The sequence below is a fragment of the Streptomyces sp. NPDC032126 genome (genome assembly GCF_055580085.1).
Window position 1 is genome coordinate 404,982 of the sequence record NZ_JBVIMA010000006.1, and the last position, 12,957, is coordinate 417,938.

Annotated in this window: 12 protein-coding genes and 2 pseudogenes; 6 read left to right on the forward strand and 8 right to left on the reverse strand. The window is 70.7% G+C overall.

Annotated elements, in window-relative coordinates; genetic code table 11:
- Positions 1–114 precede the first annotated feature (114 nt).
- Positions 115–924: a L,D-transpeptidase family protein gene (locus ACZ5NW_RS24250; protein ID WP_468745969.1), complete on the reverse strand. Its 810-nt coding sequence runs from the start codon at positions 922–924 to the stop codon at positions 115–117.
- A gap of 232 nt (positions 925–1,156) precedes the next feature.
- Here ACZ5NW_RS24250 and ACZ5NW_RS24255 point away from each other — a divergent pair, with 232 nt between their 5' ends.
- Both ACZ5NW_RS24255 and leuE read left to right on the forward strand, forming a co-directional pair.
- Positions 1,157–2,737, forward strand: a complete 1,581-nt coding sequence (locus tag ACZ5NW_RS24255; protein WP_468745970.1) for an acyl-CoA mutase large subunit family protein — start codon at positions 1,157–1,159, stop codon at positions 2,735–2,737.
- A gap of 12 nt (positions 2,738–2,749) precedes the next feature.
- Positions 2,750–3,391, forward strand: coding sequence for a leucine efflux protein LeuE (gene leuE, locus ACZ5NW_RS24260; protein ID WP_468745971.1), 642 nt, complete (start codon positions 2,750–2,752; stop codon positions 3,389–3,391).
- A gap of 1 nt (position 3,392) precedes the next feature.
- On the opposite strand, the gene ACZ5NW_RS24265 is transcribed toward leuE, so the two are convergent.
- A complete protein-coding gene (locus ACZ5NW_RS24265; protein WP_468745972.1) occupies positions 3,393–4,706 on the reverse strand; it encodes an FAD-dependent monooxygenase in 1,314 nt (437 codons plus the stop codon).
- A 70-nt stretch (positions 4,707–4,776) separates the two neighbouring features.
- Here ACZ5NW_RS24265 and ACZ5NW_RS24270 point away from each other — a divergent pair, with 70 nt between their 5' ends.
- Positions 4,777–5,427 (forward strand): TetR/AcrR family transcriptional regulator C-terminal domain-containing protein, encoded by a 651-nt coding sequence (locus ACZ5NW_RS24270; RefSeq protein WP_468745973.1) that lies wholly within the window; start codon positions 4,777–4,779, stop codon positions 5,425–5,427.
- Between the two features lie 268 nt (positions 5,428–5,695).
- Here the strand turns inward: ACZ5NW_RS24270 and ACZ5NW_RS24275 are convergent, their stop codons facing one another.
- Together ACZ5NW_RS24275 and ACZ5NW_RS24280 are read right to left on the reverse strand one after the other, a co-directional pair.
- Positions 5,696–6,148, reverse strand: coding sequence for a DUF6234 family protein (locus ACZ5NW_RS24275; protein ID WP_468745974.1), 453 nt, complete (start codon positions 6,146–6,148; stop codon positions 5,696–5,698).
- 22 nt (positions 6,149–6,170) lie between these two features.
- The gene (locus ACZ5NW_RS24280; protein WP_468745975.1) at positions 6,171–6,341 is read right to left on the reverse strand and encodes a hypothetical protein; all 171 of its coding nucleotides are present in this window, start codon (positions 6,339–6,341) and stop codon (positions 6,171–6,173) included.
- Positions 6,342–6,771: 430 nt separating this feature from the next.
- On the opposite strand from ACZ5NW_RS24280, the gene ACZ5NW_RS24285 reads away from it, so the two are divergent.
- A complete protein-coding gene (locus ACZ5NW_RS24285; RefSeq protein ID WP_468745976.1) occupies positions 6,772–8,592 on the forward strand; it encodes a hypothetical protein in 1,821 nt (606 codons plus the stop codon).
- A 34-nt stretch (positions 8,593–8,626) separates the two neighbouring features.
- Here ACZ5NW_RS24285 and ACZ5NW_RS24290 read toward each other — a convergent pair whose 3' ends face one another.
- A complete protein-coding gene (locus tag ACZ5NW_RS24290) occupies positions 8,627–9,868 on the reverse strand; it encodes an amidohydrolase (protein ID WP_468746177.1) in 1,242 nt (413 codons plus the stop codon).
- A 351-nt stretch (positions 9,869–10,219) separates the two neighbouring features.
- On the opposite strand from ACZ5NW_RS24290, the gene ACZ5NW_RS24295 reads away from it, so the two are divergent.
- Positions 10,220–10,525, forward strand: coding sequence for a hypothetical protein (locus ACZ5NW_RS24295; RefSeq protein WP_468745977.1), 306 nt, complete (start codon positions 10,220–10,222; stop codon positions 10,523–10,525).
- 100 nt (positions 10,526–10,625) lie between these two features.
- Here the strand turns inward: ACZ5NW_RS24295 and ACZ5NW_RS24300 are convergent.
- Both ACZ5NW_RS24300 and ACZ5NW_RS24305 read right to left on the reverse strand, forming a co-directional pair.
- Positions 10,626–11,007, reverse strand: a pseudogene (locus ACZ5NW_RS24300) (HAD family hydrolase); the annotation flags it as partial.
- Between the two features lie 63 nt (positions 11,008–11,070).
- On the reverse strand, positions 11,071–11,418 hold the full coding sequence (locus ACZ5NW_RS24305) for a DUF1330 domain-containing protein (protein ID WP_468745978.1): 348 nt from the start codon (positions 11,416–11,418) through the stop codon (positions 11,071–11,073).
- 183 nt (positions 11,419–11,601) lie between these two features.
- Here ACZ5NW_RS24305 and ACZ5NW_RS24310 point away from each other — a divergent pair.
- Positions 11,602–11,982 (forward strand): annotated as a pseudogene (locus ACZ5NW_RS24310) (P-loop nucleotide/nucleoside kinase family protein); the annotation flags it as partial.
- A 54-nt stretch (positions 11,983–12,036) separates the two neighbouring features.
- On the opposite strand, the gene ACZ5NW_RS24315 reads toward ACZ5NW_RS24310, so the two are convergent.
- Positions 12,037–12,837: an alpha/beta fold hydrolase gene (locus ACZ5NW_RS24315; RefSeq protein ID WP_468745979.1), complete on the reverse strand. Its 801-nt coding sequence runs from the start codon at positions 12,835–12,837 to the stop codon at positions 12,037–12,039.
- Between the last annotated feature and the right edge of the window lie 120 nt (positions 12,838–12,957).

The following is a 12,957-nucleotide window of genomic DNA, read 5'->3' on the forward strand; positions in this document are numbered from 1 at the left end:
TCGATGGCCCGGAAAAGGGGTCGGGGTCCCCCCTTGGCTTTTTGTTTGGGGCGTGGGGGGGGGGGGGCCCCCCCCCCCCCCCCCCCCCCCCCGCCCCACACACCTCACCCCGCCTCACCAGGACACGACGACCTTGTCGCCGGTCCGCACCTGGGCGAAGAGATCCGCGATCGCCGCCTCGTCCCGTACGTTCACGCAGCCGTGCGAGGCACCCGCGTATCCGCGTGCCGCGAAGTCCGCCGAGTAGTGCACCGCTTGGCCGCCGCTGAAGAACATCGCGTACGGCATCGACGAGTGGTAGAGCGTGGACACATGGTGGCGTGACTTCCAGTAGACCCGGAACACACCCTCACGTGTGGGGGTGTACTGCGAGCCGAAGCGGACCGACATCGTCGACAGGGTCTGGCCGTCCACCATCCAGCGCAGCGTGCGGGTCGTCTTGTCGATGCACAGCACGCGGCCCGTCAGACAGCGCTCGTCCGGCGGGGCGGCCTCCTGCCCGCCCATGAGATACAGCTCCCACTGGCCGGGCTCGTGCGTCATGCCGAGCAGCCGCTGCCAGGTGACCGCGTCCGTCTTGCCCGTCCTCGGCAGGCCCCGCTTGCCCTGGAAGCCGCGTACCGCCTGCTCGGTGGTCTCGTCGTACCGGCCGCTGGGACCGTCGTAGAGCCAGGCGAGCTGGCGCAGGCGGGCCTGGAGTTCGCGGATGTCGCGGCCCTGGTCGCCGGGCTGCCAGAGGACGCGGGCCGGGGTGGGGGCCGGGGGTTTCGGCGTGGGGGTGGGGGTCGGGGCGGCCGGCGCCGGTCGGGCCGGTTTCGCGTCCGTCTCCGTCGTCCGCACCGTGCAGGCGCAGAGCAGGGCGAGGGCGGTCAGGCCGCCCGCCGTCGCCGCCGTCACCGATCTGCCCATGCCCCTGATACGCATCACGGACCCCCGTCGTCTCGCGGTCTGCACCGATGTACGCAGGGATGCTCCCCCGGCCCGACGGTTCGCGAACGGTCCAGGCGAATGGTTGTGAGCCGCGTGCGTGACTGCTCGCAACGGACGCGGCATCGTGGTGGGTAACCGAAGAGATCACCACGCGGAACAGCACGCGAATCACGACGCGAGACACGACGCGAAACACCACGCGAATCACGAGCGCGGAGGCGACACCATGGCACGCGAGTCCGAGTCCGGACTGCCGATCGAACCGGTCTACGGCCCCGACGCCCTCACCGGCTGGGACCCCGCGGAGAAACTGGGCGAGCCGGGCGCGTACCCCTTCACGCGCGGCGTCTACCCGTCGATGTACACCGGCCGCTCCTGGACGATGCGTCAGTACGCGGGCTTCGGCACCGCGACGGAGTCCAACGCCCGCTACCGCGACCTGATCGCCCACGGCACGACGGGCCTCTCCGTCGCCTTCGACCTGCCCACCCAGATGGGCCACGACTCCGACGCGCCGATCGCGCACGGCGAGGTCGGCAAGGTCGGTGTCGCCATCGACTCGATCGACGACATGCGGGTGCTGTTCGGCGGGATCCCGCTGGACAAGGTCTCCACGTCGATGACGATCAACGCGCCCGCCGCGCTCCTGCTCCTGCTGTACCAACTGGTCGCCGAGGAACAGGGCGTCAGCGCGCACCAGATCACCGGCACGATCCAGAACGACGTGCTGAAGGAGTACATCGCGCGCGGCACGTACATCTTCCCGCCGAAGCCCTCCCTGCGGCTGATCGCCGACATCTTCCAGTACTGCCGGGCCGAGATCCCGAAGTGGAACACGATCTCGATCTCCGGCTATCACATGGCGGAGGCCGGCGCGTCCCCCGCCCAGGAGATCGCGTTCACACTCGCCGACGGCATCGAGTACGTCCGTACGGCGGTCGAGGCCGGTATGGACGTCGACGACTTCGCGCCCCGCCTCTCCTTCTTCTTCGTGGCCCGTACGACGATCCTGGAGGAGGTCGCGAAGTTCCGCGCCGCCCGCCGGATCTGGGCGCGGGTGATGAGGGAGGACTTCGGCGCGCGGAACCCCAAGTCGCTGATGCTGCGCTTCCACACGCAGACGGCGGGCGTCCAGCTCACGGCCCAGCAGCCCGAGGTCAACCTCGTCCGTGTCGCCGTCCAGGGCCTGGCCGCCGTGCTCGGCGGCACCCAGTCCCTGCACACCAACTCCTTCGACGAGGCGATCGCCCTCCCGACCGACAAGAGCGCCCGCCTCGCGCTGCGCACCCAGCAGGTCCTCGCCTACGAGACCGACGTGACCGCGACGGTCGACCCCTTCGCCGGCTCGTACGTCATCGAGCGGATGACCGACGACGTCGAGGCGGCCGCGCTGGAGCTGATGCGGAAGGTGGAGGACCTCGGTGGCGCGGTCGCCGCGATCGAGCAGGGCTTCCAGAAGAGCGAGATCGAACGCAACGCCTACCGCATCGCCCAGGAGACCGACTCCGGCGAGCGGGTCGTGGTCGGCGTCAACCGCTTCCAGCTGGACGAGGAGGAGCCGTACGAGCCGCTGCGGGTGGACCCGGCGATCGAGGCCCGGCAGGCCGAACGCCTGGCCGCGCTGCGCGCCGGGCGCGATCAGCGGGCGGTGGACACGGCCCTCGCCGCGCTGAAGAAGGCCGCCGAGGGCGAGGACAACGTCCTGTATCCGATGAAGGACGCCCTGCGGGCCAGGGCGACGGTCGGTGAGGTGTGCGGCGCCCTGCGGGAGGTCTGGGGGACGTATGTCCCCTCCGACGCCTTCTGACACACTCCTGCCATGTTCGGCGTCATAGATCTCCCCACCTACCTGGCGGGACTCGTCCTCATCGTCCTCCTCCCCGGCCCCAACTCCCTCTACGTCCTCTCCGTCGCCGCCCGCAAGGGCGTACGGACCGGGTACGCGGCGGCGGCCGGGGTGTTCACCGGGGACACCGTGCTGATGACGCTGGCGGCGCTCGGGGCGGCGTCCGTGCTCAGCACCACGCCCCTGCTGTTCCTCGTCGTGAAGTACGCCGGTGCCGCGTATCTGGCGTGGATGGCGTACGGGATGCTGCGGTCCGCGCGGGAGATGTGGAAGGGGCGGGGCGGTGAGGAATCGGCCGTCGTCGACGTGGCCGATGAGCGGCCGTACCGTCGGGCGCTGGTCGTGTCGCTGTTCAACCCGAAGGCGATCCTGTTCCTGATCTCCTTCTTCGTGCAGTTCGTCGATCCGCACTACGCCTACCCGGCGCTGTCCTTCGTCGTGCTGGGCGCGCTGCTGCAGACGGCGAGCTTCCTGTATCTCTCGCTGCTGATCTTCAGCGGGACGCGGTTGGCCGAGGCGTTCCGGCGTCGGCGGCGGCTCGCGGCCGGTGCCACCTCTGCCGCGGGGGCGCTGTTCCTCGGGTTCGCGGTGAAGCTGTCCACGGCCAGTGCGTGAGTCAGGCGCCGACGCGCGTCCGGTACTCCGGCAACCCCTTCTCCGTCTCGCCCGCCCAGCCGACATAGCCGTCCGGGCGGACCAGATACACCCCGGTGCCCAGGGTCACCAGCGTCCACCGCGGGCCCCGCACCCGGTCGGGGTCCGGGAAGCGGTCGCCCGCCCGTAGCTCGCCCGGAGCCCGACGGGTCTCCTCCGACAGTGACGACTCCCGGTAGTTGAGGCCGAGTTGGCGGGTCGCGGCCCCCCGCCTCGCCTCGTCGCGGTGGATCGCCGTGGACAGGCCGAGCATCCTCGCCGCGTTCGGGCGGCGTTCCTCCTCGTAGGTGTCCAGAAGGGCCTCGGGGGCGTCGCCCCCGATGACCGCGGCCAGCTTCCAGCCCAGGTTGTAGGCGTCCTGGACGCTGGTGTTCAGGCCCTGGCCGCCGGCGGGGGAGTGGACGTGGGCCGCGTCGCCCGCGAGGAAGATCCGGCCGGCGCGGAAGCGGTCGGCCAGGGCGGCGCGGGGGCGGAAGTCGGAGGCCCAGCCGAGGCCGGTCACGTCCGCCGCCGCGAGGTGGGTGCGCTCGGCGACGACCTCGCGGATGCCGTCGAGGGACAGGTCGAGCGCGGTCCCGTCGGGGAACTGCGCCACCAGCTGGAAGTCCTCCGTCCCGGCGAGCGGGCACAGCGCGAGGAAGCCGGAGCCCTCCCCGCGCGGCGGGAAGATGTGCCACCCGTCCCGGGCGAGCGCCGGGATCCGCACGTCCGCCACCAGGAACGGGTCCGGGTCCACGGTCTCGCCCGTCATGCCGATCCCCAGCGCCCGCCGCACCGCCGAGCGGCCGCCGTCGGCCGCGACCACGTACCGGGCGCGCACCGGGTCGCCGGTGGTGAAGCGGACGGTGACGCCGTCCGCGTCCTGGTCCAGGGCCACGGCCTCCCGGCCGAACGCGATCCTTCCGCCGAGTTCGGCGAGGCGGTCCCGCAGGATCTCTGCGGTGCGCCACTGCGGCACCATCCACGGGCCGGTGAAGCGGGAGTCCTCCTCGCCGTCCTCGGCCGGGTCGAACATCCGGTGTTCCCCGGCCCGCTCGCCGTCCTGCCAGATCACGCCGACCGGGTAGGGGCCGCCGACCGCCAGTACGGCGTCCAGCACGCCCAGGTCGTCGAACACCTCCAGGGTGCGCGGCTGGATCCCCTTGCCGCGCGAACCGGGGGCGAGCCCCTCGCCCCGCTCCACGATCAGCGCGTCCACTCCACGCCGGGCCAGGTCGATCCCGAGGGCCAGGCCGGTGGGGCCCGCGCCCACGATCAGCACGTCCGTCTGTCGCATCCCACATCTCCTTAACGTTGTTAAGTTCCCGTGCTCAGAGCTTGGCCTTAACAGCGTTAAGCTGTCAAGCGTGAACACCGAACGACGCACCCCCCTCGACCGCGCCCGCGTCGCGGACACCGCGCTGAGACTGCTGAACGAGACCGGCCTCGACGGACTGACCCTGCGCGCCATCGCCAAGGAACTCGACGTCAAGGCGCCCGCCCTCTACTGGCACTTCAAGGACAAGCAGGCCCTGCTCGACGAGATGGCGACCGAGATGTACCGCCGGATGGTCGCCGGCGCCGCCCTCGACCCCGCCGACCCCTGGCAGGAGCGGCTGCGCAAGGTCGGCCGCGGGCTGCGCGGCGCGCTCCTCGGCTACCGCGACGGCGCCCGCGTCTTCAGCGGCTCCCGCTTCACGGGCACCGACCACGCCGTGCAGATGGAGGACAACCTGCGCGTCCTCACCGGCGCCGGCCTCACCCTCGCCCAGGCCGTGCGGGCGGCGGCCACGGTGTACTCGTACACCATCGGCTTCGTCATCGAGGAGCAGGGCGTGCGGCCTCTGCCGGACGAGCGGCGTGAGGGCTTCGACCTCGCGGAACGGGCCCGGCGGATGGCCGACTTCCCGCTCTCCGCGGCGGCCGGCGCGGAGATCTTCGAGGATTACGAACAGCATTTCGAGGAAGGTCTTGAGGTGGTGATCTCGGGAATTGAGGCGAGATATACGCGGCAATAGGCGGCCCCTCGATTCGCCGCATGCCCCCGCTCACGGCGCGTTCGGGGCGCGTTCACGCCCCGTCAGCGGTCCGTCATTTCCAGGCGGAACTCGTGGCGGCCCTCGGTGAACGCCCCGAGTTCGCCTACGAGTTGATCTACGTCAATGACGGATCCGCCGACGGCACACTCATCGTCGACCTCGCCCGCGACTTCGGGCACCAGATGGCCATCACGGCCGGAATCGACGAGGCGCTCGGCGATGCCGTGATCGTCATGGACACCGACCTCTACCTGGCGATGGCCCTCGCCGACACGGAGGTCCGGGGCGTAGCGGCCCGGTCCTCATGGGTCTGCGCGGCGGCGCCGCCGAAACAGAGGGTGGCGACGAGCAGCACCATGAACCCCTGGGAGACGACGGTGACGAGGGCCCGCGCCCGCGCGGCGATCACGGCGGCGAGAAGGGCGAAGGCCCCGACCCCGCCGGCGGCGGCGAGATACCCCCACAGGGAGTCGGCCTCGACGGTCCTCCCGGGATCGAAGTTCACCCCGGACAGAAACCACATCCCGAAGATCACCCCCAGGGCGACCAGCTCCACGAACACCAGCCCACACCCGGCCCCCACATCCGCCCCGAGGTCAGCCCGCCGCCCCTCCCGGGACCCCTGGGTGGCATCAAACGCAGGCGGCGCGACAGGCAGTTCCATGCCCTCACCGTCCCGCACTCCTGGAACAGCCGTCATGAGTACGCGTACTCAGCAGCCCCTACAACTGATCCCGCCACCAGGGCACTCCCCCGAGACCGTCGACCTGGATGCCCATCGCCCGCCGGAGAATCCTGTCGTCGAGAGCGGCGACGAGCACCCGCAGCTCACGCGCGCTCTTCTTGGGCAGGGCGTGCAGCACGGCCTCCAGGTGATCCCGGAAGTACGCCACGTCACAGCAGCCGGGGCTCCCGCACCGCTGAGCCGTCGGGGGATCCGCGATGAGCCGAAGCGGCCCGTGAGCGAGGTCCCGCCACCGCCGAAACGCCTCCACGGTCTCGTCGAACGGGAACCGGGAACGCTCCAGCCGCCGCAGATCGGCGACACACGCTCCGGACAGCCGATCGATACCCCGACGCCTTCGCTGCCCCGCGCTGTCACGCGCACGGACCGGCCTCTCACGCCGCAGGGCGGAAGGGCGCCTACGCGGCATCGCCCCCTGAGAAGTTGGTCATCCGCCCAAGCTACAGCGCACCCGCGCCGCGCTGCCATCGGATAGGCGGGCGCTCGGGTTGTCACCCGTTCGCAGTAGTGGAGGTGCTGCCGGCGGGCGGGGGTGGGGGGAGTGGCCTATCAAGGCAGGTGGGGTGGCTTATCGGAGGGTGGCTGAGAGCGTGGTGATCAGCGGGAATCCGGACTTCACACTCAAGGCGCTGGGGCTGGACGTCGACCCGAAGGGTGACCCCCTGACCTATCCGGGAGCGCAGCCGGCGGGTTCGGGGCTGCTCGTCGAGGGGTTCTACTACCCGTTGCGCCCCGAGGAGGGGCGTCGGCTCGGGCAATGGGTCGTGGACGCACCGATGGAGGACGCGGCGGGCGAGAAGCGCTGCGGCCGTCTCGACCATGTGCTGCTGTGCCACAACCACGCGGCGTCCGGGCAGCGCTACCCCGTGCTGGCGATCGGCTCCAACTCCTCGCCCCAGCAACTGAAGAACAAGCTGGCGTCGAACGACGTGTCGTCGACCGTCCTGCCCATGACCGAAGCGACGGTCTCCGGTCTCTCGCTGGCCGTGTCGGCGCACATCAGCCCGCCCGGGTACATCCCCTTCACGCCGGTCGCCGACCCCGAAAGAGTGGGAGCCCGGCATTTCATCGCCTGGTTCACCCAGTCGCAGCTCGCGACGATGGACGAGACGGAGCCGAACTACATCCGGGTCCGCATCCCGGGAGACCGGTTCCGGGTGACCCTGTCCTCCGGCGAGACCCTCGGATCCTGCTACGTCTACGTCAGCAAATGGGGCTACGTCCGGGGCGAGAACGGCTCTCCGCTCACACCCGGCAAGAACCAGTCGGAGATCCTCTACGGCCTCTTCGGCCGCTCCCGCCGGCTCTACGACGCGTTCGGTCCGGACGTCGAGTCGGTGACCCGCAGATGGGCCGGGAACAAGAGTGACCGCGACCTGGCAGCCGCCATCCTCCGAGAAGAGGGCCTGGTGGGGAACGAGCGCCACGTGAGGGGAGAGCAAGGCATCTTGATCCCCTACGACGGGATCCAGCCCCTCGACCCCTTGGGGGACGCCGGATATCGCGTCGCCGCCACTCCGGCAGAGCACTTCGACCGTCACGGCCAGGCCAGCGTGAGACTCCCGTCCGACTGGGCCGACGCCCACGACCCGTACCCGGAACTGGTGGCGGTCCGTCCCGCGAACCATGGGACGCCCGGCATTTCCGTCGTCGCCCGTGTCTCCGACGAGCGCGTGGACGGTGGCGACCTCGTCGAGTTGGACCAGATCGTGAGGAACGCGATCGGGGTCGAGGTCGGTGAGTCCGTGGAGATCCTTCCGGTCGCCCTGAAGCGGGTCAGATGGATGGACCGGATCATCGGCGGTCCGACATACGTGACCTGCAGGGTGCAGAGCGCCGATCTCACCTCGGTGGAGATCGAGGTCTGCCTGCTCGACGAACTGACCATGGACGTGCTCGGTATAGAGAACGGGGACGAGGTCATCGTCGAAGGCGACCCCCGGCAGGCACGCCGGCAGGAGATCCCGCAGATCAGGGTGAAGGCGTTCAAGAGCGACAGCGTGCGCGAGAGGCGCGAGCAGCTGCACGGCGGCGGAATGGAGTCCAGATTCCCCAGCGCCCTGGACGCACTCGGCGTATTCCCCGACCTGCCGTGGGTGTTCCTCGACGAGGCGAGCCGCGCGGCCCTGGGGCTCACGAGCAAGCTCGGCGCGGTGCGCATCAGGCCCAGCCGGTCCTACCAGGCCCAGAAGGAACTCCGGGAGATGCTCCTGCTCCTCGCGGTGGCCTTCCTCGGCGTGGCGACGATCATCACGAACTCGGTCCAGCGGAGCTTCACGCTGGCTGTGCTGGTCCTGATAGCGGCCTTCACCGTCGCCGTACGGATGCGAGGCCGCCTCAGGCGGTACATGAAGCCACTGAAACGAAGGGGACGGGGGCCCGACCGGCACGCCCGGTGACGAGCCCCGACGCGCGGGCCGGTGTCCTTGCCCCTCAGGACTCCCTGGTCGCCGTGTCCAGCAGCGCCGCCGCCGTGAACAGCTCCACGCCGACCGTGATCGCGTGCTCGTCGGCGTCGAAGTCCCCCTGGTGCAGGTCGCGGACCGTGCGCTCACCCGGCGGGCGGACGCCGAGACGGGCCATCGCGCCGGGCACATGCTCCAGATACCAGGAGAAGTCCTCGCCGCCGAGGCTCTGCTCGGTGCCCTCGACCGCGTCCTCACCGAACCGCGTGGTCATCGCCCCGCGCAGCAGTTCGATGACGTCCGGGTGGTTGACGACGGGCGGCACGCCACGGACGTAGGTGATCTCGGACTTCGCCCGGTGCAGGTTCGCCACCTCGTCGATCGCGGCGACGACGATGTCCGGCGCCTGCCGCCACGCCTCGATGTCGAGGCAGCGCACGGTGCCGGAGAGCTCGGCGTGCTGCGGGATGACGTTCGGCGCGTGGCCGCAGTCGATCCGGCCCCAGGTGACCGCCAGCCCGGCCCGGGTGTCCACCCGCCGCCCGACCAGCGCCGGCACATCGGTGACGACCCGCGCCGCCGCCGTGACCAGGTCGGTCGTCAGATGGGGGCGGGCGGTGTGGCCGCCGGGACCGTCCAGCGCGATCTCCAGCCGGTCGCAGGCCGAGGTGATCGCGCCCACGCGCAGCCCGATCCGCCCCGCGTCGACCCGCGGGTCGCAGTGCACGGCGATGATGCGCCCGACGCCCTCCAGCGCCCCGCCCTTGATCGCGTCGGCGGCGCCGCCCGGCAGCACCTCCTCGGCCGGCTGGAAGATCAGCCGTACCGGACGCGGCAGCAGCCCCTTGCGGTGCAGGTCGGCGAGGATCAGTCCGGCGCCGAGCACCACGGTGGTGTGCACGTCGTGACCGCAGGCGTGGGCCCGGTCGGGCACGGTCGAGCGGTACGAGCACTCACTCTTCGTGTCCGGGATGGGCAGCGCGTCGATGTCGGCGCGCAACGCGAGCATGGGCGCCCCGCCGGCCCACGTCCCGTCGTCGGTGCCGATGTCACAGATGAGCCCGGTGCCTACGGACAGTACGCGCGGCGCGAGCCCCGCCTTCTCCAGGCGGGCCTTGATCGCGGCCGTCGTACGGAACTCCTGGTTGCCGAGCTCGGGGTGCATGTGCAAGTCGCGTCGGAACGCGACGAGTTCGGCGCGCAGGGCTTCCGGAAGGGTGCCGGGGAGCAGCGCTGTTCCGGCGGAATCGGCCTCGGACTCTCGGGACATCAGTTGCTTCACCCTCTGAAGGGTAGGACGCCGGGACGGTCAACTGACCCACGATCAACAAAAGTTCAACCCGTTAGGGGAAGAAAAGTTGGCCGCACGGCGCATGTCTGCTGTCTGGGGTGGGTAAACTCGCCCGCTCTCGCGGCCGAGTCGATCATGGGATCCACCTCTTCCTCTCTCTCACGGATACCACGGTCCGCTCCAGGAACGCTGGAGTTGTCCACGGACCGGGATCGAGCGGCCCCGGCGGGGGCGGCGGACGATCACCGCCCGGTTCCGGAATCATTACCGCCACGCGGCGGTTCGGCCACACAGCGTGACCATTCGGGGGGTGTGGGGCACGGTCCCCTCATGACGACCCCTACGACGGCACCGCCCCCGGATCAGCTGTGGGCGTGCGGCTGCGGCGAGGAGAACATCCCCGGCTTCCTGGCCCGCGTCGGCGTCCTCGGCACGGTCGCGCTCGTCTTCGCCATGCTCTTGACCATGGGTTTCGTGGCCGCGCTGCTCGCGGGCGCGGTGTGGCTGGCCACCCTGCCCGGCCGCCGGTCCCGGGAGAGACGGTCCCGCCCGGTCCCGCCCCACGAGGCCCCCGAGACGGACGCGGGCCGACTGCTGTCCCGCTTCACCTGGCAGGAGGACGAGCCACCGCCATGAGCGGCCACCGATGCCGTACGACGGCTGCGGGCCGGCGAGAGCGATGTGACCCCCGCCGGTCGGCAGGTGGGCAGGCCGGGGAGGGCCACGCCGACGGCACCTACGCGTCGCACACCCGCATTCCCTCCGTCGTGCGGCCCGCAATGGCGACCAACTGTGTGAGGCTGCCGATGCGCCCATCGGCCGCTGCGATCACGTCCGGATCATGCGCCCACAGATACCCCCACGGGCCGCCGACGTGCACGGTCGCGTCCGGCGGAGCCTGCGCCACCTCCAGCAGTCGACGGAAGAACTGCGGCTGCGGCTTGGCCCCCCAACTCTCCCGACGCGACCACGAGGTCTGCGGGCAATTCCAGGGCGCGCAGGAGTTCAGCCGCCCGTACTGTCTGGTTCCCGGCGATGATCACCCGTACCCCGGCTTCTCGCAGAGCGGTCAGAGCCGGGCGCACATCGTCGTAGAGATCGCTCTCGTCGAGGTCATCCCGCGTGATCGTCTCGCCGACATCGCCGGCGGCAGCCGCAGAGCCGCGCTCCGCAGCGCCTGATCAGCCGGCCGTGTGGACCGCACGGAGTTTGGTGGCCAGCTCGCTCGGGTCGTAGCCCAGGGGCACGCCGTCCACGAGGATGAGGTCGCCGGGGATGTGGTCGGTGCGCAGGCGCAGGATCTCCTGGTAGGCGGGCGAGGCGTACCACTCCCGGGCCTCGGCGATCCCGGGGAAGCCGATCACCACGAGATTCCCGGGCCAGCTCCCCTCCATCACCTCGACCCGGGCACCGTGCACGAGAAATCGCCCGCCGAAGGGGTCGAGGGTGGCCTGGATGCGCTCCATGTACTCCAGGATGTCGGCGTGCAGCGGGCTGTCCTGGAGGTGAGCGAGGGCGTAGGCGGTCATGCGAGGCTCCTTCGTTTCTCCGCTTCCTGCGGGATGCCTCGAACGTAGAGGGGCATGCGGGGGCGGTGCGATTACCTCGGGGGTAAGGCGCCGGCCGTGGTGCGGGATGCGCTGTCCGGCCACCCCCACCGTCATAGCCGGAACCCGTGGCGGAGCCAGTGAGCACGGTGGACCACCTACGCGCGGGAGTCGGTGCGGCGCGGGTTCGTTCGGTTGTCCATCGACGAGGTCGTGTGGGAGCGGCTCGGCGGGCGGGAGGCCGGGGTGGTGCTGGACGTGGACGCGTTCGACCGGCTCAAGGAGGACGTCCGGAGCGAACAGCAGGGGCAACTCGCCGAGTTGATGCGCGCGGGGCGGGACGTCGTCGTGGACTACAGCTTCCGGAGCCGCGCCGCCCGCGACGACTACAAGGCATTGGTCGAGGCGCACGGGTGCCGCTGGGAGCTCGTGTACCTCAAGGCCGACCGGGCCAGGCTGGAGCGAGGGCTCCAGGTGCGCAACGGTGAGGACGGCGCCAACTCGGTGACCGTGGAAGGGGAGTTGTTCCGCCGCTATCTGTCCCTCTTCGAGGAGCCGGACGGCGAGGGCGAGCAGGTCCTCACGCAGCCCCCGCCCCGCCTACACCTCACTCGTCGCCCCCGCCCGCCGCACCGGGAACATCGTCGGTGTCGGTTCCTTCCCCAGGAAGTCCAGGATCAGGCGGTTGACCAGGTCCGGCTTCTCCAGTGGGACCGCGTGGGACGTGCCGGGCAGGATGGCCAACTCGGCGTCGGGGATGGCCTCGTAGAGGGTCGTCGTGTGGTCCAGCGTCATCATGTCGTCGTCGCCGGCCAGGATCAGCGTGGGCGCGCTGATGCGGCCCAGGTCGGCCGTCGTGAGCGTGGGCTCCCTGCGGAACATGTCGACCAGCTTGCCGACGACCACCGGCCAGTGATCGGGGCCGTCGGGCGAGACCGACCCGTACATCTCGCGGAACATCGCCAGGAAGGGGCTGTCCGGCTCCATCTGGTCGAGCATCCCGGGCTGCACCGCGCACTCCGGCGTGGGCCGGAAGTTGGCGCCGATCGCCACCACCTTGCGCACCAGCTCGGGTCGGGCGAGCGCGACGAGCAGCGCGACGATCCCGCCGTCGCTCCAGCCGACGAGGTGCGCGGGGCCACCCACGATCACCTCGATGAAGTCGGCGGTGTCGTCGGCCATGTCCTGGTAGGAGAGGGGGCCGTCGACGTCCGGCGTGTGGCCGTGGGCCCGGCGCTCGGGGAGGAAGAGGTGGTGGCGGCCGGCCAGATCGGACCGCTGGGCGTGCCAGCTCTCGTTGGTGACCATGCCGCCGTGCAGCAGGACCAGCGGCGGATCCCCGATCTCGCCGTCGGTCTCGTACCACGTTCGTACGCCGGGGAGTTCCACGTAGTCGCCCATGGCGGTTCCGGGCCTTTCCGATCGCCCCCGCACCCCTTCAGCCAGTGTCTTCCGTCCACCGGGAGACCGCCACAGCACCGACCGGCCCGGCGTCCCCTACACCCCCCTTCCTCCCCTTGT

Bases quoted from the DNA above. Each gene is read 5' to 3' on its own strand.
- ACZ5NW_RS24275 (WP_468745974.1), bottom strand. From the start codon at position 6,148: ATGACGGCTGTTCCAGGAGTGCGGGACGGTGAGGGCATGGAACTGCCT.
- ACZ5NW_RS24295 (WP_468745977.1), top strand. From the start codon at position 10,220: ATGACGACCCCTACGACGGCACCGCCCCCGGATCAGCTGTGGGCGTGC.
- leuE (WP_468745971.1), top strand. From the start codon at position 2,750: ATGTTCGGCGTCATAGATCTCCCCACCTACCTGGCGGGACTCGTCCTC.
- ACZ5NW_RS24290 (WP_468746177.1), bottom strand. From the start codon at position 9,868: ATGTCCCGAGAGTCCGAGGCCGATTCCGCCGGAACAGCGCTGCTCCCC.
- ACZ5NW_RS24305 (WP_468745978.1), bottom strand. From the start codon at position 11,418: ATGACCGCCTACGCCCTCGCTCACCTCCAGGACAGCCCGCTGCACGCC.
- ACZ5NW_RS24255 (WP_468745970.1), top strand. From the start codon at position 1,157: ATGGCACGCGAGTCCGAGTCCGGACTGCCGATCGAACCGGTCTACGGC.
- ACZ5NW_RS24315 (WP_468745979.1), bottom strand. From the start codon at position 12,837: ATGGGCGACTACGTGGAACTCCCCGGCGTACGAACGTGGTACGAGACC.
- ACZ5NW_RS24250 (WP_468745969.1), bottom strand. From the start codon at position 924: ATGCGTATCAGGGGCATGGGCAGATCGGTGACGGCGGCGACGGCGGGC.
- ACZ5NW_RS24265 (WP_468745972.1), bottom strand. From the start codon at position 4,706: ATGCGACAGACGGACGTGCTGATCGTGGGCGCGGGCCCCACCGGCCTG.